At 44.5% G+C, this 22587-nt stretch carries 23 protein-coding genes; 15 read left to right on the top strand and 8 right to left on the bottom strand.

What is annotated here, in order from left to right:
* Positions 1 to 6: 6 nt before the first annotated feature.
* The 4 genes from K1Y79_RS14145 to mraZ all read right to left on the bottom strand — a co-directional run bounded on the left by K1Y79_RS14145 (position 7) and on the right by mraZ (position 4019).
* Positions 7 to 2022 (bottom strand): penicillin-binding protein, encoded by a 2016-nt coding sequence (locus tag K1Y79_RS14145; protein WP_236059600.1) that lies wholly within the window; start codon positions 2020 to 2022, stop codon positions 7 to 9.
* A gap of 110 nt (positions 2023 to 2132) precedes the next feature.
* Positions 2133 to 2516: an FtsL-like putative cell division protein gene (locus K1Y79_RS14140; RefSeq protein WP_220250749.1), complete on the bottom strand. Its 384-nt coding sequence runs from the start codon at positions 2514 to 2516 to the stop codon at positions 2133 to 2135.
* A gap of 79 nt (positions 2517 to 2595) precedes the next feature.
* On the bottom strand, positions 2596 to 3504 hold the full coding sequence (rsmH, locus tag K1Y79_RS14135) for a 16S rRNA (cytosine(1402)-N(4))-methyltransferase RsmH (protein ID WP_220250748.1): 909 nt from the start codon (positions 3502 to 3504) through the stop codon (positions 2596 to 2598).
* Positions 3505 to 3512: 8 nt separating this feature from the next.
* Entirely contained in the window at positions 3513 to 4019 is a 507-nt protein-coding gene (mraZ, locus tag K1Y79_RS14130; RefSeq protein ID WP_317197485.1) for a division/cell wall cluster transcriptional repressor MraZ, read from the bottom strand.
* 852 nt (positions 4020 to 4871) lie between these two features.
* On the opposite strand from mraZ, the gene K1Y79_RS14125 reads away from it, so the two are divergent.
* The 9 genes from K1Y79_RS14125 (at position 4872) to K1Y79_RS14085 (ending at position 13884) form a co-directional block, all read left to right on the top strand.
* Positions 4872 to 5780: an outer membrane protein assembly factor BamD gene (locus tag K1Y79_RS14125; protein WP_220250747.1), complete on the top strand. Its 909-nt coding sequence runs from the start codon at positions 4872 to 4874 to the stop codon at positions 5778 to 5780.
* Positions 5781 to 5803: 23 nt separating this feature from the next.
* The gene (locus K1Y79_RS14120) at positions 5804 to 6145 is read left to right on the top strand and encodes a DNA-directed RNA polymerase subunit omega (protein WP_220250746.1); all 342 of its coding nucleotides are present in this window, start codon (positions 5804 to 5806) and stop codon (positions 6143 to 6145) included.
* A gap of 82 nt (positions 6146 to 6227) precedes the next feature.
* The gene (coaBC, locus tag K1Y79_RS14115; RefSeq protein ID WP_220250745.1) at positions 6228 to 7493 is read left to right on the top strand and encodes a bifunctional phosphopantothenoylcysteine decarboxylase/phosphopantothenate--cysteine ligase CoaBC; all 1266 of its coding nucleotides are present in this window, start codon (positions 6228 to 6230) and stop codon (positions 7491 to 7493) included.
* 33 nt (positions 7494 to 7526) lie between these two features.
* Positions 7527 to 8492: a type IX secretion system protein PorD gene (porD, locus tag K1Y79_RS14110; protein ID WP_236059599.1), complete on the top strand. Its 966-nt coding sequence runs from the start codon at positions 7527 to 7529 to the stop codon at positions 8490 to 8492.
* Between the two features lie 28 nt (positions 8493 to 8520).
* On the top strand, positions 8521 to 9063 hold the full coding sequence (locus K1Y79_RS14105; RefSeq protein ID WP_220250743.1) for a DUF4296 domain-containing protein: 543 nt from the start codon (positions 8521 to 8523) through the stop codon (positions 9061 to 9063).
* 27 nt (positions 9064 to 9090) lie between these two features.
* Complete coding sequence (locus K1Y79_RS14100; protein WP_220250742.1) at positions 9091 to 9786, top strand: CoA transferase subunit A; 696 nt, start codon at positions 9091 to 9093, stop codon at positions 9784 to 9786.
* Between the two features lie 39 nt (positions 9787 to 9825).
* Positions 9826 to 10485, top strand: a complete 660-nt coding sequence (locus K1Y79_RS14095; RefSeq protein ID WP_220250741.1) for a 3-oxoacid CoA-transferase subunit B — start codon at positions 9826 to 9828, stop codon at positions 10483 to 10485.
* 1104 nt (positions 10486 to 11589) lie between these two features.
* Entirely contained in the window at positions 11590 to 12426 is an 837-nt protein-coding gene (locus tag K1Y79_RS14090) for an aminotransferase class IV (protein WP_220250740.1), read from the top strand.
* 153 nt (positions 12427 to 12579) lie between these two features.
* Positions 12580 to 13884: a cryptochrome/photolyase family protein gene (locus K1Y79_RS14085; RefSeq protein WP_220250738.1), complete on the top strand. Its 1305-nt coding sequence runs from the start codon at positions 12580 to 12582 to the stop codon at positions 13882 to 13884.
* 120 nt (positions 13885 to 14004) lie between these two features.
* Here the strand turns inward: K1Y79_RS14085 and K1Y79_RS14080 are convergent, their stop codons facing one another.
* Complete coding sequence (locus K1Y79_RS14080; RefSeq protein ID WP_220250736.1) at positions 14005 to 14790, bottom strand: 1,4-dihydroxy-6-naphthoate synthase; 786 nt, start codon at positions 14788 to 14790, stop codon at positions 14005 to 14007.
* Positions 14781 to 15431, bottom strand: a complete 651-nt coding sequence (mqnB, locus tag K1Y79_RS14075) for a futalosine hydrolase (protein ID WP_220250734.1) — start codon at positions 15429 to 15431, stop codon at positions 14781 to 14783. The genes K1Y79_RS14080 and mqnB overlap by 10 nt, the downstream gene beginning before the upstream one ends.
* Before the next feature lie 79 nt (positions 15432 to 15510).
* Between mqnB and K1Y79_RS14070 the strand changes: the two genes are divergently transcribed.
* The gene (locus tag K1Y79_RS14070) at positions 15511 to 15924 is read left to right on the top strand and encodes a 6-pyruvoyl trahydropterin synthase family protein (protein WP_220250733.1); all 414 of its coding nucleotides are present in this window, start codon (positions 15511 to 15513) and stop codon (positions 15922 to 15924) included.
* A 70-nt stretch (positions 15925 to 15994) separates the two neighbouring features.
* Complete coding sequence (gene folE, locus K1Y79_RS14065; protein WP_220250732.1) at positions 15995 to 16582, top strand: GTP cyclohydrolase I FolE; 588 nt, start codon at positions 15995 to 15997, stop codon at positions 16580 to 16582.
* A 201-nt stretch (positions 16583 to 16783) separates the two neighbouring features.
* Here folE and K1Y79_RS14060 read toward each other — a convergent pair whose 3' ends face one another.
* Positions 16784 to 17230 carry a hypothetical protein gene (locus tag K1Y79_RS14060; RefSeq protein WP_220250731.1) on the bottom strand — a complete coding sequence of 149 codons (447 nt, stop codon included), beginning with the start codon at positions 17228 to 17230 and terminating at the stop codon, positions 16784 to 16786.
* A gap of 286 nt (positions 17231 to 17516) precedes the next feature.
* Here K1Y79_RS14060 and fabD point away from each other — a divergent pair, with 286 nt between their 5' ends.
* A complete protein-coding gene (fabD, locus tag K1Y79_RS14055; protein ID WP_220250730.1) occupies positions 17517 to 18410 on the top strand; it encodes an ACP S-malonyltransferase in 894 nt (297 codons plus the stop codon).
* A 119-nt stretch (positions 18411 to 18529) separates the two neighbouring features.
* Here fabD and K1Y79_RS14050 read toward each other — a convergent pair whose 3' ends face one another.
* The gene (locus tag K1Y79_RS14050) at positions 18530 to 18997 is read right to left on the bottom strand and encodes a GNAT family N-acetyltransferase (RefSeq protein WP_220250729.1); all 468 of its coding nucleotides are present in this window, start codon (positions 18995 to 18997) and stop codon (positions 18530 to 18532) included.
* Positions 18998 to 19083: 86 nt separating this feature from the next.
* Between K1Y79_RS14050 and K1Y79_RS14045 the strand changes: the two genes are divergently transcribed.
* The 3 genes from K1Y79_RS14045 to K1Y79_RS14035 all read left to right on the top strand — a co-directional run bounded on the left by K1Y79_RS14045 (position 19084) and on the right by K1Y79_RS14035 (position 22585).
* Entirely contained in the window at positions 19084 to 19578 is a 495-nt protein-coding gene (locus tag K1Y79_RS14045) for a DinB family protein (protein ID WP_220250728.1), read from the top strand.
* A 44-nt stretch (positions 19579 to 19622) separates the two neighbouring features.
* Positions 19623 to 20318, top strand: coding sequence for an NUDIX hydrolase (locus tag K1Y79_RS14040; RefSeq protein WP_220250726.1), 696 nt, complete (start codon positions 19623 to 19625; stop codon positions 20316 to 20318).
* 332 nt (positions 20319 to 20650) lie between these two features.
* Positions 20651 to 22585: an ATP-binding protein gene (locus tag K1Y79_RS14035; RefSeq protein ID WP_220250724.1), complete on the top strand. Its 1935-nt coding sequence runs from the start codon at positions 20651 to 20653 to the stop codon at positions 22583 to 22585.
* Positions 22586 to 22587 lie beyond the last annotated feature (2 nt).

Genomic DNA, 22587 nt, shown 5'->3' with positions numbered 1-22587 from the left:
GCTCTGTTAGCTCAGTTCTATTACGATCGTCTGGTTTTTTCCCAATATTGATCCGCCAGGTAGTGACTGGCTGGTCACTTTTCCGGCTCCTTTTACAATTACGCGCATACCTGCATTTTCCAACAGATATAGCGCATCTTTTAATCCCATCCCCGTTACATCAGGCACTCCACCTTTAATCTGTTTAACAGTTGTAAAGGCGATTTTTTTATCGTCTACCCGGGGACTAACCCAGTTGCTGTTACCCAAAGCGCCTTGCGTAGGCAGATTGAGTGTGTTTAATATCGTTTTCCAATCGCGTCCCTGTCCGTTTTTGAATGCCAGCAATGTGTCAATCGCAATGGCGGCACGCATAGGTCTTTGTTTTTCTACTGCAATAGCATACAGCTTATCTGCCACTTCACGGAATACTGGTCCTGCTACTGCTCCGCCATAAAACTTTACGGCATTCGGTTTATTCCTGATCACCACTACGCAGGTAAACTGCGGATCATTGGCCGGGAAATAACCTGCAAATGAAGATTGATAGATCTTCTTGCTATAACCGTCTTTACCGTTTGCTACCAGTGCGGTACCTGTCTTACCGGCAATCTTATAATACGGAGACCAGAGTGATTTTGCAGTACCATTTGTCACAACTCCTTCCAACATGGCTTTTACCTGTCTGAGTGTGTTTTGTGAACAGATGCTGTCCATCACTATCTCCGGATCAAAGTCTCTCACCGGTTGTCCGTATTCCATAATAGCGTTTACCAGGTAAGGCTTCATCATGACACCATTATTGGCGACGGCATTGTACAGCATGCATGTCTGCATAGGGCTGATCAATACTTCATATCCGAAAGACATCCATGGTAAGCTGGTGGCGCTCCATGTTCTCGACTTCGTGCTTTTGATCACAGGCGAGCCTTCTCCTACTAGATCAATGCCTGTGGTTTTATCCAGTTTCAGTTTACGCAGATGCGCCACAAAATCATTGGGCTTTTTCTGGTAACATTTCATGGCCAGCTGCGCCATACCCACATTGGAACTCAGCTCGAAAGCATGTTTAATGCTGACGTTTGTTTGTCCAGGGTGAGGTTCTGAATCAAAAACAGTTCTTTTACCTATCTGCAGGCGGCCTTCGTTCAGGTTTACCTGATCGTTCATAGTGACGTACCGGTCTTCGATTGCGGCGATCACGGTAGCCAATTTGAAAGTCGAGCCCGGTTCACCTACACGGAGGGCATAGTTCATGTCCTCCCAGTAGCTACCGTCAGGCTGGCGGCCTAAGTTGGCAATAGCTTTTATCTTTCCGGTTTTCACTTCCATGAGGATGCAGGTACCAGTTTCCGCTTCGTTGCTGACCATCATATTCATGAGGGCTGTTTCTGCGATGTCCTGCATATTCACATCGATGGTGGTGATGATATCGCGGCCGTTTTCTGGTTCAATATCATATCCTTCCACAGGAACGAACGTTCCACCGGCGATACGGCGCATCAGTCTTTTACCGGTGACGCCTTTTAAATAGTTATCGTAGGTCCTTTCGAGACCTACGTTCTGAGCATTTTCCCTGGACAATCCTATTGTGCGGTTTGCCAATAGTTTGAAAGGGTTGATACGTTTATTCTTCGTTTCCGCTATCAGGCCGCCCTTATTCTTTCCCAGCCGGAACATAGGAAAGTTGCGTACTGCCTGGTATTGCACAAATTGTACGTCTCTTTTCAGGAGGAAGTACCTGTCTTTGTGTTTGTAGGCTTCTTTAAGAAGCGTTTTATATTCTCGCGGAGTACGGTCCTGAAACAGGTTGGAGAGGCAGATGGACAGGGAGTCAATGTTCTCCTTGAAAATCTTACCATTGTTTGCTTTCAGTCCGTCAGCAGCAAAATCCACCCTTAGGTTAAAGTAAGGTATGGATGTGGAAAGCATGCGGCCTTCTTCAGAATATATCGTTCCCCTGTCAGCTTCGAGTGATACGTACCGGGTATGCAGGCTGTCTGCCATGCTGCGCCAGTAGTTTCCTTCGACGTTCTGTAACATGAATATTTTTGCAAGGATTGCCACACCAAACAGCCCCATGCCGATAAAGCACAGATACACACGCCACAATATGTCTTTCTTTACTTCCACTGTTTGTTATGTATAAAAGGTTACTCCTTTTTCTCCAGTTCTATTTTCTGTGGCGGAGAGCTAAGCGGTTTCAACCCCATAGGTTCTACAGCTTTGCCTACTTCGCTCATTTTACTTTGGAACATCAGGTCACTTTTTATGTTGAGGTATTCCCACTTCAGTTCTTTGATTTCCCTTCCCAGCTTATTTATCCGGCGGATTTTTTTTTCTGCAAGATGGCTGTTGGCGATATATATCAGGGCGAGTGCGGACAGAAACAGTATGAAGGGCATATTTTGCGTAATAGCTCTGTAGTTAATCCGCAGACGCCATTCCTTCTTTTGTTCCTGGTGTTCCGATGGTTCCGGTTTTTTTTCCGGGGTTTCTTCTTCGGCTGATATGTATTCTTCTTCTACCTGCAACACGATTTATTATTTATACTGCTAAGCCAATGTTACCTGTCGGCAGACAAGCACATTGGCATAGCGGATTCATAATCAGTCTTTATATTTTTTCAGCTACCCTCAGTTTTGCACTTCGGGACCTTGTATTGCGTTTCAGCTCTTCGGGGCTGGCAGTAACTGGTTTTTTGGTAACTAACTTGAACAGTTTCGGAGGTGTTTCGAAAGAGAAAGTCTCGTCTTGTGCTTCAAATTGTCCCGTTTTCATGAAATTTTTCACCAGTCTGTCTTCCAGAGAGTGAAAAGTAATGATTGCCAGTTTACCGCCCGGTTTAAGTACTTCCGCTGACTGGGTCAGCATATCTTTCAGGGCACCAAATTCATCATTGACCACAATTCGCAGCGCCTGGAAGACCTGTGCCAGGTACTTCTGCGGATTGCCTTTAACTATCGGCTGAATTACAGATTTAAATTCGTTTATCGTACGCATTGGTCTTGCCTTGCGTTCCTGCACGATGGTCTTAGCCAGTGTACGGGCATTTGTAACTTCCCCGTAGTTCTGAAAGATCAGCTGCAGTTCTTTTTCGTTGGATGACTGAAGGATCGAGGCGGCTGTAAGCGTACCACGCTGGTCCATTCTCATATCCAGGTCTCCGTCAAAGCGGGTGCTGAACCCTCTTTCTGCGGTGTCAAACTGCCAGGAGGATACTCCAAGGTCAGCTAGTATACCGTCTACCGGTACAGACTTATATAACCGGAGAAAACGTTGCAGATGCCGGAAATTCTGCTGAACAAAAGTGACCCTGGGGTCATCTATCCGGTTTTTATACGCGTCTTCATCCTGATCGAATACGATAAGTCTGCCATTCTCATTTAGCTTTTCCAGGATCGCCCTGGAGTGGCCCCCACCTCCGAAGGTGGCATCTACATATACACCATCAGGTTGTATCTGCAGGTTGGTGATCACTTCCTGCAGTAATACGGGCAGATGATATGCTGAAGATTCTTCCATACAGTCAATTAAATCGAAATGTTATTATCCCCGCCTCCCATTACTTGTTGGGCCAGGTCGCTAAATGCCCCTGGTGAGAAATTTTCAAAGAACTCCTGGTACTTACCCTGATCCCAGATCTCTATCTTATTTGTCGCCGCCGCCAGCACGATGTTTTTTTCGAGCGAAGCGTAGGTCATCAAGTTTTTTGGTATCAATAACCTCCCTGCACTGTCCAGTTCACATATTGTTGCCCCATTAAGAAAATACCGCCTGAACTCCCGAACCTTTGGATCGAAGTCATTCAACTTGCTGATCCGTTCAAAAATGGGCTGCCATTCATTCATGGGATACAAAGACAAACATTTTTCAAAGCCGCGGTTCAACACAAACTGTTCTCCTGCGCTCTCTGCCAGTTGCTTTTTGAAGCCCGCCGGGAGTAGAAAGCGACCCTTTGCATCCAATGTAGCCTCATATTCACCGAGAAAGCCTGTCATAATTGGGGGCGAAAGTCCTTGAAAAACATTTTCTAACACAAAATAACACTTTTTCCCACTCTCTAACGTAAAAAAGAAATATAAATTTTTTCCACAGCAACGATCTGCCTATAATACTGAGTCGCATCGGTTTTGAGATGTAAAAACCCTCCGTTTATGTTGATAACGTGTATATAACATGTTAATAACTGTTAATTACGTGTGTGTAAATCCTGCTGAGGCTAAAAGCTAAATCCTTAGTAGACTCCGCCAGTATTCCCTTTTTGGTTTGACGTTGATTTTAACATGAGTTATCCACATTTTTTTACTTCTCACATTACAACTGTTCGCAATAATTTGGGCGACAGGATTCCTGCCGAGCTGATGTCAGTAAGTTTTCTATTTTGCATAACAAAGAATTACGTATATTATCTTAGCCGATAAATACAGGATTTTGTATAATATTAGCTGTAAATCAATGAGTTTTAGTTAAGGTTATATCACGCTGAATAGGTTCCCGTCTACCACCCACCCCTGTGGATTACTTGCCTGTCAGGCGAAATGTTTCAGCCCACAATGTGCCGGATTTCACCTGTTCGATATAAGAGATGATGTAAATGATCTCCGGTTGGACAGCGGACGAACAAGCGACGAACAAGCGACGAACAAGCGACGAACAAGCGACGAACAAGCACATATGCATTCCACAGGCCGGATCACCCTCTGTTTAGACCTGCCTGTCCTGCCAGATCAGGTAATTTCTCCCTACTGTGGTAAAAAGTGGAAAACGCCGTCCCCTGGAAGGAAAACCAAAATAGTAGTCAGCAGGCTCTCCCGCTTTTACAAAATTTTAACAGCTTCAATTCCCACCCTATCTTACATTTACATTTAATTCTTAACTTTGCCCTCTTTATGCGGAAATTAGTTTTATACATTAGTCTCTTTGTTGCGGTAATAGCCACAGTATCATGTAATACTGAGCTGCGCAAGATCGAAAAGAGCAAGGATTACGAAGCCAAGCTTGCATTCGCAGATAAACTGTATGCAAAAAAGAAATATACCGCTGCTCAGGCGTTGTATGAATCTTTATTTCAGGTATATAAGGGAACTGACAAGTACGAACCAATGTACTATAACTACTGCTACTGCTCTTATAAGATGAAAGACTACGTGCAGGCAGGGTTCTACTTTAAAAATTACCTGGATAACTTCCCTAACAGTCCGAGAGCAACCGAAATGGACTATATGCAGGCCTACTGCTATTATAAACAGTCCCCTAAGGTACAGCTGGATCAGACCAATACCCAGAAGGCTATTGCTGCTATGCAGACCTTCATCAACAACTACCCTACTTCTGATAAAGTACCTGAAGCTAACCTCGTTATTGAGCTGAGCCGCAGGAAACTGGAAAGGAAAGAATACAATAACGCCGAACTTTATTACAATTTAGGGCATTACCATGCTGCTGCCATCACCTTTAAAAGCCTGATGCGCCAGTTCCCTGACTCTGATAAAAGCGATGCTTATAAGTATATGGCTATCAAGGCTTATTATCAGTATGCCAAGAATAGTATCTGGGAAAAGCAGAAAGAGCGCTACGATGAAGTGTTGAGCGAGTACCTGGACTTTGCTGATCACTACCCAACCAGCAAACTGAAAGTAGATGCGGAAAAATATTATAACTTAGCACAAGGTAATATCAAAACAATAGACGCCTATAGTAAGCCGGAGCGTTCAAAGAAAGACGAGAAAAAGGTTAAAAAGGCTGCTGATAAAGCAGAAAAGGATAACAACGCCGGTACAGAAATTAAAAACAATTAATAATCATAATAATTCCCTGGAGAATGAGCAAAATAAAAAGAGGTCTCACCAGCAGCATTAATCCGATGGTTGAAACTAAAAACACCACCGAGATCAAAGGCAAAACTGGCAACCTGTATGAGTCTATTGCAGTTATCGCAAAACGCGCCAACCAGATTAACATATCTGTGAAGGAAGAACTGCACTCCAAGCTGGAAGAGTTCGCCAGCCACACAGATAACCTGGAGGAAGTGCACGAGAATAAAGAGCAGATTGAAATCTCCCGTTTCTATGAAAGGATGGCAAATCCAGCTATCCAGGCAACCATGGAATTTCTGGAAGATAAGATCTACTTCCGCAGAAATGATGATGACTTATATAGCTAAGTAGTTTGACTGAAAAATATCTAACTTCATGGCGGCAGAATATACTTTCTGCCGCCTTTTTTGTTTAATAGCCGATAAGCTCATGCTTCAAGGAAAGAAAATTTTATTAGGTGTATCCGGTAGCATCGCTGCCTATAAAGCTGCTACTATTGTACGCCTGCTGGTAAAAGAAGGAGCCGAAGTGAAAGTAGTGATGACGCCGTCTGCCTGTGATTTTATTACGCCGCTGACCCTGGCCACACTCTCCAAACACGAAGTACCGGTAACCATCAGTGACAATCAGAGCTGGAATAACCATGTGATGCTTGGTCGCTGGGCAGACGTTATGCTTATTGCTCCCGCCTCTGCCAATACCCTTTCCAAAATGGCTAACGGTGCCTGTGATAACCTGCTGATGGCCACTTATCTCTCTGCCACCTGCCCGGTACTAATTGCACCAGCCATGGATGAAGATATGTGGCACCACCCCGCTACCCGCGCCAATATCACCCGGCTGTTATCCTATGGGCATAAACAGCTGCCTGTGGAAAAAGGCGAGCTGGCCAGCGGATTGTTCGGAGAAGGCCGCATGGCTGAACCTGAAAATATTATACAATACCTGCACGAGCATTTTAATAATGAGTCTGTTGCTTCACAGGCTGGTGATTTACAACCTGTTAATGGTTCTCCACTACCATTGCAGGGAAAAAAAGCACTGGTAACTGCTGGTCCTACGCAAGAACCACTTGACCCTGTACGTTATATCAGCAACCACTCCAGCGGCAAGATGGGGATCGCTATAGCCGATGCACTGGCCGCAGCAGGAGCCGAAGTAACCTTGGTGCTTGGACCAACAGGCCTGTCGGCTGCTCATCCATCGGTAAAGACCATCAGGGTAGTTACAGCAGACGACATGTTCCGTGGTAGTGAAGCTCATTTTGCGCAGTCGGAAGTCATCGTAATGGCCGCTGCCGTTGCTGACTACCGGCCAAAGCATATTGCTGATCTCAAAATGAAGAAAGGAGAGGGAGATGCCCTGATCCTGGAGCTGGAGAAAACGAAAGACATCCTGCGTACCCTTGGGGCCACCCGTACAGAAAAGCAGGTGCTGGTAGGATTCTCGCTGGAGACCAATAATGAGCAGGAATACGCGTTGAAGAAGCTTCGGGAGAAGAACCTGGACCTGGTAGTGATGAACTCCCTGAATGATAAAGGCGCAGGTTTCAATCATGACACCAATAAGGTAACTTTATTTGACAAACAGGGCGGTATCAATGAATTGCCGCTGAAGTCAAAGTCTGAAGTGGCACAGGATATTGTCAGGAAAATAGTGGATATCCTGCATACCAACACTCCCTTGATCGTATAAATATATTGCTCTATATAACTCAGAATGATCACAATGGCAACAAACGCTTTTTTATGGTGTGCAAAGTATAAATCCCGCTACTTTGTACTGCTGATGTCAATCATGTGCATATTCGCTGGTATCACTACCGTTCATGCGCAGGAATTACGGGCTAATGTGACCGTTACTCCCGGTGCCAGGCTGAATAACAATACAAGCAGAAAAGTATTCACAACGCTGCAAAACTCTATCAAGGAGTTTTTGAATGGCCGCAGGTGGACAGATGAAGGGTTTGGTGCAGCAGAACGTATAGAATGCAACTTCCTATTGATGGTCACAGAAGACCTGGGCAACAATACCTTCAGAGCTAACCTGACTATTCAATCCACACGGCCGGTCTATAACGCCGGATACCTCAGCAGCACCCTGAATATGCAGGATGTAAATGTCGCCTTTCGTTATGTAGAGTTTCAGCCATTGGAGTTCAGCGATAACAGGGTAGTGGGGAATGATCCGCTGGCGTCTAATCTGACAGCTATATTGGCATATTATACCTACATTATACTCGGACTGGATGCAGACTCTTTTGCCGCGAAGGGGGGGGATGAGTACTTTAAAAAAGCCCTGAATATTGTGAGTAATGCACCCGACGCTAAAGAGATATCCGGTTGGAAGCCTTTTGAGGGAAACCGTAATCGTTACTGGCTGCAGGACAATCTGCTGAATGTGAAATTCAGTCGTTTTCATGACGTAATGTACCAGTATCACCGTCAGGGAATGGATCTGATGTATGAAGATGTGAATAAAGGCCGCAGTACTATTATGAATTGCCTGAATATGTTATATGCCGTATACCAGGATATACCCAACTCTATGCTGATGTCTGTATTTTTCAGCGCCAAAGCTGATGAATTACAGAAGATCTTTGCTAAGTCTCCACCACAAGAGAAATCACGTGCTGCGCAGCTACTTGCACAAATGGACGTAACGAATGCTGCAAAATACCAGCAGATGAAATAGTTTTGCATCTTTGAAGAAGATAAGCTTTATGTATAGAATAATAGCAGTTTGCCTCGTGCTGCTGATCACAGCATGTGGAGAAGCGGATAAGGTACCGGCTGACGTCCTGCCAAAGGAAAAAATGCGTGATGTTTTACTTGATATGAATCTGGCTGATTCTTATGCCGGTCTGGAAGAAGACGGGATAAGTGTTGTTGTCAGTGATTCTGTCCGTAAGGAGCGTCTGAAGGTCTACTACCGCCAGATCCTGGATCTGCACAAACTGACACCGCAGGAATTTGACCACAGTTTTAAATATTACGAGTCGCACCCCGATAAGTTGAAGAATATATATGATATGATGTTCAGCATGGTATCGAAAGATAAGGAGTCACTGGATGCTGATCTGCGCAATAAGGAGTATACCACCAATATTAACTCACTTTTGCCGGTTAACAATAATACCATAATTTGGGGTGGACAGGACACATTAATTCCATTTGTTAAGAAAGATAAGAGAAGTATCAGTGTGCCCGTTAGTGAAGCAGGCCCAAAGTTGGCACAACCTAAGCCGGTAAAGCTACGTTCCTGAGCTGCTCTTGATAAACATCACCAAAACATGAATAAAGTTGTAGCTAATGCCGATGAGGCATTGCATGACATCCGCGATGGCGCTACCCTGATGCTGGGCGGGTTTGGTTTGTGCGGTATCCCCGAAAATAGTATTGCTGCACTGGTACGTAAAGGCGTTCAGCAATTGACCTGTATTTCCAACAATGCCGGCGTGGATGAATTTGGACTAGGTTTGCTGTTAAAGACACGGCAGATCCGGAAAATGCTGTCATCCTATGTAGGCGAAAATGCAGAATTTGAGAGACAACTGCTTTCAGGCGAACTGGAGGTAGACCTCATTCCTCAAGGTACACTGGCAACCCGCATACAGATGGCCGGAATGGGTATCCCCGCCTTTTTTACACCCGCCGGTTACGGAACAGAGATCGCTGCCGGAAAAGAGGTACGCGAATTTAATGGTAAACACTATCTCATGGAGATGGCTCTACATGCTGACTTCTCTATCGTTAAAGCCTGGAAGGGCGATACCATGGGTAATCTGGTCTTCCGTAAGACAACCCGCAATTTCAGTACCTCTATGGCAAAAGCAGGTAATATCACCATTGCTGAAGTAGAGCATCTGGTACAACCAGGTGAGCTGGATCCTGACCATATACATGTACCTGGCATTTATGTGCACCGCATCTTCCAGGGAAGTAACTATGAAAAACGTATAGAGCGGAAGACCGTGAAAATGGGTTAGTCCCTTTTTGTTTACTGCAACCTCAAACCGGAAATTAATATGTCTTTAGATAAATATGGCATTGCCAAAAGAATAGCGCAGGAACTGCGCGACGGAATGTATGTGAACCTGGGTATTGGTATTCCTACGCTTGTTGCCAATTTTATTCCTGCCGGTATATCCATTATGCTGCAGTCTGAAAATGGATTGCTGGGCATGGGGCCTTACCCTGATGAGCAGGAGATTGATGCAGACCTGATTAATGCAGGTAAAGAAACAGTTACCGTACTACCTGGCGGTGTCTTCTTTGATTCCGCAGAGAGCTTCGGCATGATCAGGGCAGGTAAGGTAGATCTGACTGTTTTAGGTGCTATGGAAGTATCTGATACCGGCGATATTGCTAACTGGAAAATACCTGGTAAGATGGTAAAAGGTATGGGTGGTGCAATGGACCTGGTTGCTGCTGCTAAGAACATCATCGTTGCGATGATGCATACCAATCCTAAAGGAGAAAGTAAATTGCTGCCGCAATGTAGCTTACCGCTGACAGGCGTATCCTGTGTGAAGAAAATTGTGACAGAACTGGCTGTGCTGGATGTGACTCCCGAAGGCTTCAGATTGCTGGAAAGAGCGCCCGGAGTAAGTGTAGAAGAGATTGTTGCCAAAACCGCCGGCAGACTGGTTATAGCGGGAGAAATACCCGAAATGAAACTGTCTTGAGAAGCAGCAGTCTCAATGCAACAGCTGGTAGTTCATTATTCCGATATTGTTATTTAATGTAATAGTAAGAGGCGTTTCATGTATTGAAACGCCTCTTACTATTATGTGCTGTTCAATGCTGCTTTCCGCAACGGTTGAAGTTATGATTAATTGGTTTTTATTGATATCTGTTCGCCTGTATCATAGATCATCAATCAATATCAGCACTACTATGTTCATGCGATACTAGTAGTATCAGACAATACCATGCATACAATCAGTGTTATTAGTATTGATGAATCATCGTTACCAATCATCTGGAACAAGTCATAAACAACAGCAATTGTTGTTGTAATTATAAGTTAGCGATTAACATATTGCAGTTAAAAATACTGGTCTTAACGAGGAAGGTATGTTGCTCTTACCTGTGCTATATTTCAATTATTCAATCTTTATTTTCTCTTCATAAGTATTATCCCTCATATTTACAATACCCTTAACTTGCTATTGTAGAGTAAAACTAATTCAGCATCTTTGCTATGTCAACCGCTGATAGTTATAAAGGCAGCGGTGGAGAGCATAAAACAGCATTCTAGTTATTGATGATCCGGAGAAAAAAGTTCTCCTATAAGAAGCCAAAATTTAAAATTGTACAATGCTACTGCATTGTGTCTTGTCTGTGAACATTAGATGAATCAAGCAACATTTATGGAATGAATTACCACGTATCTATGTCTTAAATCAGGTATATATTTATTTAGCAGTTCCAGGTATTACTGATATATTGAAAAGTATATAAGTATCTGTCATGTGACTGTTCGTCGTGTCCTATTTATCCTATACTGTTTATTTTATGAAGTAATACTGTTCAATATGTAGCAATGTGTGCATTGCTCATAGTTCATGCGTGTACTGACGGTCCCGCTATGGGTCCCGTTTTTATCAACAGTAATTTACAGGGTTATTGAGCCATAGCAGGCGTTCGTTCAGGCCAAGGCCGGGAAGGACCCCTGTCCTATGTGAAAAAAAGACGGTTATCCGGTGTAATGCCGGGTAACCGCTACCCATTTCTACCCGGTTAAATTTCCGTAACTTAACAGTCCAACAAACGTTAAAGTGTTCGAAGTGCAATCGGGTTTTTTATGTTATAATGGTAAATTTATTGCGGCGTCCGAACCCATCTTAACAGCGGATAACCGATCTTTCCGTTATGGAGACGGCTGCTTTGAAACCATGCGGGTATACCAGGGTGGCATCCTGTTGGCAGACCTACATTTTGAACGGCTAATGGCCAGTTTAAACCTCCTGCATTTTGACGTACCTCAGCATTTTACAAAGGCATACTTTGCCAGACTGGTCGCTGAACTTTGTGCCCGTAATGAGCATGAACAACTGACCAGGGTCCGGCTCACAGTCTTCAGGTCAGATGGCGGTCTGTACGATCCGGTCAATAACCTGCCTAACTTCATCTTACAGAGCTGGGACTTAAACCGGCAGATACTGGAATTAAATGCTTCAGGGCTGACCCTGGACATCTTTCCTGATGTAAGAAAGGCCAGTGACAAATACTCCTTTATTAAGTCTAATAATTGCCTGCCGTACGTAATGGCAGCTATGTATGCCAAGCAACACCGCATTAATGAAGCAGTATTGCTGAATCCATATGGCAGAGTAGCTGATACCACTATCGCTAATCTTTTTATAGTACAGGAAAGGCAGATTATAACGCCGCCCTTATCAGAAGGCGGTGTATGCGGTGTAATGCGTAAACAGCTGCTGCGGATGGAGCTGCCCTTCAGCGTAATAGAAAAACCTGTTACCGTGGCGGATCTTGAAACTGCTGATGAGATATTCCTGACGAATGCCATTACCGGCATAAGATGGGTAAGTACCTTCCGCGATATTAGTTATAGCAATGCTACTGCAGTGATATTACACGAATTGATACATGAAGGGCTCTGACTCAATACAGCTGCTTACTCGAAATAATGATTGTCGCTGAAACCGCATCACAGTGGCACATTTTTAGTGACTTTATTTTATACTTTTCCGATTTATCTTGGTACCGAGATTATTAGCTATCAGTTTAACGAGAATGCAAAACTAACCACTCTTATGCCTCCAACTGTAAATTTATGCTGGTTGCGGCGTGACCTGCGTTTGCTTGATCATGCAGCATTATACCATGCGTTGAAGTCAGATAACCCTGTAGTGCCAGTGTTTGTTTTTGACACTAATATCCTCAAAGATCTTGATGATAAACACGACAGACGTGTCACTTTCATTCATGATGTACTGGAGGAACTACAGGAAAAGCTCAGTAGACTGGGCAGTACGCTGGAAGTATTTTATGGTACTCCCATGCAGGCATTTGAACATTTTACTCAGGTGTATGATGTGCGTGAAGTGTTTGCTAGTATTGATTATGAGCCATATGCAGTTAAACGCGATGCGGATATTGCAGAAATGCTCAGGTCAAAAAATATCGATCTCCACCTCTATAAAGATCACGTGATCTTTTCTCCGACAGAGGTGTTGAAAGATAACGGCCAGCCATACACGGTATTTACTCCTTTCAGTAAAAAATGGAAAAGCCTGTTGAATGATTTTTACTTAAAACCTTATCCGGTAGAAAAGTACTTCCGGAACTTCTATCGTCAGAAAGCTAAGAAAATCCCCAGCCTCCGTGCCATAGGATTCCAGGCAGGATTCAGGGGGTTTCCTAAAGCAAGAGTAAAAGACAGTATATTAAAGAACTACGACAAAACGCGTGATGTGCCGGGTATAGAAGGCACTACTCATCTTGGCCTACACCTGCGTTTTGGAACTATCAGTGTGAGGGAACTTGCAGATAAAGCAAATACATTAAATCAAACTTTTCTCGGTGAACTGATTTGGCGTGATTTCTTCCAGATGATACTCTGGCATTTCCCTCATGTAGTAACACAAGCATTCCGTCGTGAGTATGACAATATACAGTGGCGGAATAATGAAAAAGAGTTTCAACGCTGGTGTAATGGACAAACAGGTTATCCCATCGTGGATGCCGGTATGCGTGAACTGAATACAACCGGTTTTATGCATAACCGCGTTAGGATGATCACAGCCAGCTTTCTCACTAAACACCTGCTCATAGACTGGCGTTGGGGAGAAGCATACTTTGCTCAAAAGCTGCTGGATTATGACCTGGCTGCTAACAATGGTAACTGGCAGTGGGCTGCAGGTTGCGGATGTGATGCGGCCCCTTATTTCCGTGTGTTCAATCCCACATTACAAACACAGAGATTCGATCCTGATTTTGAATACATCAGGAAATGGGTACCCGAGTTTGAAGAACTGACTTATGTAAAGCCGATGGTCGTACATGAACAGGCACGTAAGCGTGTGCTGGAGGTTTACAAAGCAGCATTGGCTTCTTAGGGTAAACTAACAATAAAGAAGCCGCCCTTATATACCATTAGGATGCAAAAAAAGAGTCCATAGATAATACAGTGTGATTATCTGTGGACTCCATTTTTTATAAAAGAAAATGTATAACGTTTATGCATATACAGACATAAGTCTGTCTACAGCCGCTTTTCCTGCTTCTCCTAATCCCAGGCTGAAATCGTTCACATAAAGATCAATGTGTTGACGCATCACCTTTTCATCCATTTCCTGCGCATGTTCAGTTACATAAGACGATAGCTGTGGATAATGCTGGAAGGAATACTGTAAGCTGTCATGTATCAGCTCATCTACCTGTTGTCTGATATGTGCAGGTATATCTTTACGGATAAAGATGCCTCCCAGTGGAATAGGGCTGCCTGTAGTACTCTCCCAGTATTCGCCCAGATCAATGATCTTCACCAGTCCTTTGTCCTGATACGTGAATCTGTTTTCGTGAATGATCACACCGGCATCTACGCTGCCATCCAGTACTGCATTTTCGATATCAGAAAATAACAGCACCTCTTTGTTGCGGGCTTCCGGAAAGGCAATAGAGAATAAGAGATTTGCAGTAGTATTCTCGCCAGGTATAGCAATCTTACAGTCTTTGATCTTGTCCTGCGGTATATCTTTTCTGGCAATCAGCAGCGGACCGCAGCCTCTGCCTAATGCACTGCCGCTATTGAGTAGTTCATACTGATCTTTTACTTTCTGATACACGCCAAAGCTCAGTTTCGTAATAGCCAGTTTACCCTGCATTGCCCATTTATTCAGTGTTTCAACATCTTCCAGTTGCGTGCTGAATGTTAAGCCTTTTGTATCAATTTTGTTATTCACCATAGCGTCGAAAATGAAGGTGTCATTCGGGCAAGGTGAAAATCCTAATGTTAGTTCCATTGTTCAATATATTTAATCAATGCTTCATTCAATGTCTGTATGGCTAATGGTATCTTCCATTTGCTTTTGTCTCTGACTTCTACATAGTTGGATATGCTGCGCAGCTGAAAAAATGGTATCTTCTCTTCCAGACAAGCGTAATGAAAAGCAGCACCTTCCATACTTTCAACTTCAGGGTTGTACTTGTCTACCAGTAACTGACGTGTACGATCGCTGCCACTGACAGTATTAATCGTCACACCGGCTGCTCTAGGCAGTGCGGGCAGTTGCGGTACGTCTGCAAATGTGTTAATAAGCTGGCGGTTGGTAAAAGGAGCCTGATCTGGTTGCCATAATTGTATATCGAAGAGGTCTTTATAGGATTGATCATCTTCTACGCCCAGATCTCCCAGTTGTTCGCGGTCTATCAGTACCACTTTACCCATTTCCCAGGAATGGTCAAAGCATCCGGCAATACCTGCCTGTATAGCCAGATCAGGTCGATTATGGACAAATTGTTTACCCAGTTGATAGGCGGTATGCATCATTCCGATACCTCCGATGAGTATGCTGATGTGACAATTCTCGTACTTTTTGCTGCCCAGATGCTCTATAAGTGGCTGTATTTCAAAGGTTGTAGCAGCTGTGACCAGTATTTTCATGATGCAAAGGTAGGGGTTTTGCCCTCGCGATCGACTATGATCGAATTATTGTAACTTTGCCGAAAATATAGAGTTAATAATGATCTATTTAACGCGTGTGGAGAACTTCAATGCGGCGCATAAGTTATCCAATCCCGCTTGGAGTAAGGAAAAGAATGAGGAGGTGTTTGGCAAATGTGCCAATGAAAACTGGCATGGTCATAATTACGAATTACATGTAACCGTAAAGGGTACACCTGATCCGGAAACCGGATTCGTCTTCAATGCAAAGACGCTTGGCGTGCTTATCAAGGACCACATTGTAGAAAAGATCGACCATCGGAACCTCAATATGGATGTCGATTTTATGGCTGGTAAGTTTACCTCTGCCGAAAATCTGGCTATCGGTATCTGGGATCAGTTGACCCAGCATCTGCCAGAGGGTGTTCTACTGCACTGTATAAAGTTGTATGAAACCCCGCGCATCTACGTTGAATACTTCGGAGGCAAATAGCTTTCACATGATCCCATACCTTGGATGGGCGTTCAGGAGTGTTGATTATCAGAACTAAGTTAATATAGAAATGGCTTATAATAAGATTGAAACGTATGATGAAAAGGTAACCAGTGACCTTATTCAACATTATAGAAGCAGCATAGAGTTATTGGGTGAAGATGTAGAAAGAGAGGGCTTACTGAAGACCCCGGAGCGTGTGGCCAAAGCTATGCAATTCCTCACTGAAGGCTATCAGATGGATGCAAAAGCTATCCTGGAAGGCGCAAAATTTACCGAAGCTTACAGCGAAATGGTAATCGTAAAGGATATTGAGTTATATTCCCTCTGCGAACATCATATGCTGCCTTTCTTCGGAAAAGCACACATTGCTTATATACCTAACGGCTACATTACCGGCCTCAGTAAACTGGCGCGCGTAGTAGATGTATTTGCCCGCAGGTTACAGGTACAGGAACGCCTGACACACCAGATACTGGACGCTATCCAGGAGACATTACAGCCGCAGGGTGTAGGTGTCGTAATAGAAGCACAGCATCTTTGCATGATGATGCGCGGTGTACAGAAACAAAACTCTGTCACTACCACATCTGCATTCTCTGGCCAATTTGAAGACGGCAGAACCAGGAATGAATTTATGCGCCTGATCACGAAATAAGCTTCTTGCTATAATAAAAGAAAAGCGTCTGGCCTGAGCCGGGCGCTTTTCGCATATATACAACTCCTGCCATTAGCTGGCTTGCCTTCAATATGTAACAGCCTATTTCAAAGCTTTACTAGCCTTGTCGTATACCTGCTGGGAACAAGGGCTATTCTCAATTAGCCACCATTAGCTGGCTTGCCTTCAATATGTAACAGCCTATTTCAAAGCTTTAATAGCCTTATCATATACCTGCTGGGAATAAGCACTATTCTCAACTGCCGCAGGCAGTACAAGTGTATAGTTCCATGTATCATGCAATATCAGTACCGCCGGATACGGATCAATCGTTTCTTCTACTTCCTCCTCTGCCTTGTTCATCACCTCCATTTTGTATTCAAGATTGTTCACCCTTCTCGCAAGAATTGTGAAGCAGCCTTCACCCCGCGCATTGCTGGCATAACCATGCTCTTCGTAGTCATCATGGGTCTGCGTGTCATTGGCAATGAAGTATTCATACACTTCTTCTTCAATACGCTCAACTTCCTCTACAACCAGCTGTGGATTACTGGCCTTCAGTTCATCAACAAACGCAGGAAAGAACTCTTCAAATCCTTTGTTGGAGATAATGCTGTAATCATTTCCTGGTATTATGGTTTCAGTCATGTTTATCCGTTTTAATAGCGTTTTTCTTCCAATGATAGTGGTAATAGTCAGGCGTAGGATTAATCAGTGGCTGGCAATACCAGGTAAAGGTCTACCTGCCGGGGTAAGGTCTGGCAATATTTAGCCGGTACCTGCTGCAATTTACTGAACAGGTGTTAATTATAGCTGCTTTTGAGCCCGGAATTTTGATATATCACAAAGAGTATGAATATTTGCAATCCAATTACCAAGATATATGTACTAATAATAATACATATGAATGTCAGGTCATTGTAAACCAAATCAGATGAAACACGCTTACGTTTTTCCAGGACAAGGTTCTCAGTTCCCGGGTATGGGCAAGAATCTGTACGATAGCAATCCAAAGGCAAAAGAGCTTTTCGAGAAAGCTAATGAGATATTAGGATTCCGTATATCAGATGTAATGTTTACCGGTACCGAAGAGGACCTGAAACAAACCAAAGTGACACAGCCAGCTGTATTTCTGCACAGTGTGATTGCTTTCCTGTGTGCAGAACCAGCAGCAAAGCCAGACATGGTTGCCGGTCACTCCCTGGGTGAATTTTCAGCCCTGGTTGCAAACGGTACGCTGACTTTTGAAGACGCTCTCCGCCTGGTATATATCCGTGCTACTGCCATGCAGAAAGCATGTGAAGTTCAACCATCCACTATGGCGGCTGTACTGGCGCTGGATGACGCAAAAGTTGAAGAGATCTGTGCTGCTGTCAGTACAGAAACAGGTGAAATCGTAGTAGCAGCTAACTATAATTGTCCGGGACAGCTGGTTATTTCCGGCTCTGTTAAAGGTATTGAAATTGCCTGCGAAAGAATGAAAGCTGCTGGTGCAAAACGTGCGCTGGTACTGCCTGTTGGCGGTGCCTTCCACTCGCCGCTGATGGCTCCTGCAAGAGAAGAGCTGAAAGCAGCTATTGATACCACTACCTTCAGCACGCCGTCCTGCCCGGTATACCAGAACGTGGTAGCCAAAGCAGTAAGCAATTCTGCTGAAATCAAGCAAAACCTGATCGATCAGCTGACTGGCGCAGTACGCTGGACACAGTCCGTTCAGGCAATGGTAGCTGACGGTGCAACAACATTTACCGAGGTTGGTCCTGGTAAAGTATTACAGGGTCTCGTAGTGAAGATCCAGAAAGACGCTGTTGTAAACGGTATTAACTAGTCCGATTACCATACTAAAGGATGCCGGAATCAGTCATTCATCCGTCCGATAGATGCTATTGTATTAAAACATAAGAGGCGCTTCAGTTATTGAAGCGCCTCTTATGTTTTAGCTTTATACTAAACCCGGTCTATGCTGGCATTCCACCACTCCGGGTCAAACGCTGCATTGTGCTTTTTATAGAAGTTGATTGCCGGCTCATTCCACTCCAGTACCTGCCAGTTCATACCTTTAAACTGCTTCTCCCGTACCTCCTCAAACAGTCTCTCAAACAGCAGATTGCCTATACCTTTACCACGGAAGCTCTCTGTTACTACCAGGTCTTCCAGGTATAAACGGCATCCTTTCCAGGTAGAATAACGCACGTAATAAAGCGCAAAGCCTACAATGGTTTCCTGCCCGTTATCAGTATAAACTGCTGCAAAAGCCTTCCAGACAGGCTGCTTACCGAATCCGGCGTCCTCAAACTCTTTCAGCGTAACAGTCACTGCTTCAGGTGCTTTTTCATAAACTGCCAGCTCCTGAATGAGCTCCATGATCCTGGGACAGTCCTCTTTTCGTACGTCCCTGATAGTAATTTTTTCCATGATCCTGCAGGATTATTTAGTTGCAACTGGTGGCAGGTGCAATATTTTTGGTATTTTGGTGAAGATAGTAAACTAAAATTATATCCATGAAGGATATCCTGCTCAGCTATGCAGCTTATAACCTTTGGGCTAACAATAAGATAGCGGATGTATTACAGAAGTTGCCGGATGCACAGCTGGATCAGGAAACAGGCAGCAGTTTCGGCACTTTGCGTAAAACAGTTTACCATATGTGGGATGCAGAAAGTCTTTGGTACCAGCGGTTACTCCTGGTAGAGAAGACTGTCAAACCTGCTGCGGACTTTGATGGCGTCTTCACAGACGCCTGTTCCCGCTGGCTGGAACAGTCCGCAAAACTGTCAGACTGGGTAAAAGATGTACAGCCCGTCAGACTCAATCATGTGGTAGCTTATTACAATACCCGGAAACAATATTGTAAATCAACCGTTATAGAAATACTGATGCAGGTGTTCAATCATGCCACGTATCATCGCGGCCAGCTGGTAACCCTGTTACGGCAGGCCGGTATTACTAAAATTCCCGTTACTGACTACAGCGAATTTACACGGGGCAGAAGGTAAAGCCCCTGTCAGCTGGTCAGCATAAAGCAGACAATAATATTTCAATGAGCGCACAATCATTTTATGCGAATGTACCTCGGCACCTGGTAGCAGTAGACTGTATCATTTTTGGATTTGAAAACAGTAAGCTCAAACTGCTTATCATGCAGCGAAAAGTAGACCCCATGCAAGGTGAATGGTCACTGATGGGTGGCTTCCTGCAAGATAATGAAAGCGTAGACGAAGCTGCTGCAAGGGTGCTAAAACAAACTACTGGTCTTGAGGATATATATATGGATCAACTGTCCTGCTACGGTGATGTAACGCGCGACTCTGGCGCCCGTGTAATCTCCATGGCCTACTATGCACTCATCCGCATCAGAGAACATGAACAGCATCCTACCCAGCAATTCAGTGCGCACTGGCTGGAACTACACCAGATACCTGATCTGATCTTCGATCACCGGCAAATGATCGCTGACGCTTTAAAGAAACTCAGAGATAATGCACATTTCCATCCTATTGGCTTCGAACTGCTGCCCGAGAAGTTCACCCTATCCCAGCTGCGTAGCCTGTACGAGGAAATCTATCAGAAAGAACTGGATAAGCGTAACTTCCGTAAGAAGATATTATCCATGAACGTACTCGAAAAACTGGAAGAAAAAGATAAAACAACCTCAAAGAAAGGAGCACACCTATACCGCTTTGATAAACAGAAATACGAAGAATTAAAGAGAAGAGGTTTAGTATTTGAGATATAGCTTATCTTGTAACACAATGAAGCCTGGTCTTGAACAAATCTGACACTAAGCCAGCAACGCCGGCGATACTGTGTGAATGACATAGGGAGGATCAACCGGGACTGCTGCTGACAGATACTACTAAAGAAAAAAGTTGGATCGCTAAGAATGGCCCTGAAGCAAACATTATTACATCACAACTGCCGGTGAACAGGAACTTACCCGGTCAGGTATTGATCTGTCAAAGATCAACTCCTGGCCGCTATCGACCAGCGCTATCAACAGATAGTGCCTTTACACTGTACCATTATTAATTACTCATCTTCTGCAAAAAGCACATATTATTCTGCCTCATGATCGTTTTTGCCGTAACTTTCTTCCGGCTGAAACAGGCATACGCACAGCTCCATGTAATCCGTCAGCTGGAATCAGCTACGATTACAACCACTGACAGTGCACAATATGTCGATCTCATGAATCAGCTGGCCGGTCAGTATCAACACCGCCAGCTGGATACCTGCTTTTCTTACCTCTGCACGGCCCGCGAAATCGCCCAACGACAAGGATATAAAAGGGGAGAAGCTGCCGCTTACCGCGGACTGGGCAGCTATTACGCCTACCGCGATAACAGCTACCTGTCTTTCCGTTTCTACCTCGACGCCCTGAACCTCTATAAACAATTAGGCGACAGCGCCGGTATCTGCCAGACCAGTATGCACCTGGGCGTCTATTACCAGTATGAAAAACAATATCAAGAAGCGGCTGGCTATATGAAACAGGCCATGAGTATGAGCGATCGTTTAAAGAATGATACCATCCTCCGTACGCTGCTTGCCAACTATTATTTTATCTACGCTAATGATCTTCGCTCGAACCGCAGCAGTGATTTCATAGATAGAAAACGTGCCTATCAGGCGCTTGCTTCCGCCCGCAGGATGGCTGTCAAAGCAAATGATGAACGCCTGCTCCTCTACACTGGTATGCTGCAGGCTCAGGAACTTATCTATGCTAAAACAGCTATTAATGACGGGGTAACCCGCCTGCGTAACCTGATTGCTGAATCAGAAAAGAAAGGCTATATCTATCATGCCATGTACGGCTATGCACACCTCGCTATATTCAAAGCACGCAGTAAACAGGCCGACTCACTCGCCGCTCAGCGGGAAGTGGCCCGTCTTGCTATGGCCGGGGGCTTCCGGGAGCTCGCACTACCGGTTGTTGCAAAACTATACGCCTGGTATGATGCCAGGCATGAAGAAGACTCCGCACAGTTATATGGAGACATGATGATGGAAATCGTAGAGAAGGAAGAACTCAGTAAAACACAGGGAGAGCTGGACTATATAGACTACTATATGCAGGAAAAGAAACTACGCGCCCTTCAGTTGCAACACGATTACCAGCAACAGGTACTGGATAAAAAGGGCATGGAAAGCCGGCATCGTTATGCTATTATCATCTTCCTGACTATCCTGCTTGTACTGATCGTTTTGCTATTGGTAGATGTTAACCGCTCTCACCGCCGCTCCCGGCAGCATGCTGCCAGATTGGGAGAGAAGAATAGGGAGATCAGTGAGAAGAATGCCCTGCTGCGTACACAGGATGACTTTAAAAATAAGCTGATATCTCTCATTGCACATGATTTCCGCGTACCGCTCAATCATATCATCGATATCACAGATCTGCTTAAGGATCACTCACTGTCTTATGACGATGCTACCGCGCTGTTTAAACAACTGGAAACAAAATCAGCACACACACTTCACATATTTGACAGCATCCTGCGATGGATCAGGTCACAGCTGAGTGGATTTGTATATACGCCCGTGCCCTGCCAACCCGCTGCTATGATACACGAAGCGCTGGAATTACTGAAAGATAATTGTGCTGAAAAGAAAATACATGTTACCGTTAATATCCCCGGGCAGCTGGCATTAATGGCAGACAGGGAGATGTTGCAATTCATACATCGTAACCTGCTGCACAATGCCATTAAGTTCAGTGCGGCGGGCAGTACATTACAAGTCAATGCAACCGTAACCGGCCATCATGTAACGGTTGCTGTTATTGACCAGGGCAGAGGTATCGATCCGGATATGCTGCCTCATTTGTTTGAGTACCGTAACAGGGAAAAAGGTAGTGGTAAATCCAAGGGAGGAGCAGGGTTGGCATTGATCATCTGTAAAGATTTCATGGATAAAATGGGAGGTGTGATCCGGGGGGGGAATAATGTGGGACCAGGCAGTACGTTCACTTACACCCTGCCATTGGCAGCGGTACAGCAATAGCA

Source organism: Chitinophaga rhizophila, from assembly GCF_019492185.1.
Classification (GTDB): Bacteria; Bacteroidota; Bacteroidia; order Chitinophagales; family Chitinophagaceae; genus Chitinophaga; species Chitinophaga rhizophila.
This window is presented reverse-complemented; position numbering and strand designations above follow the sequence as displayed.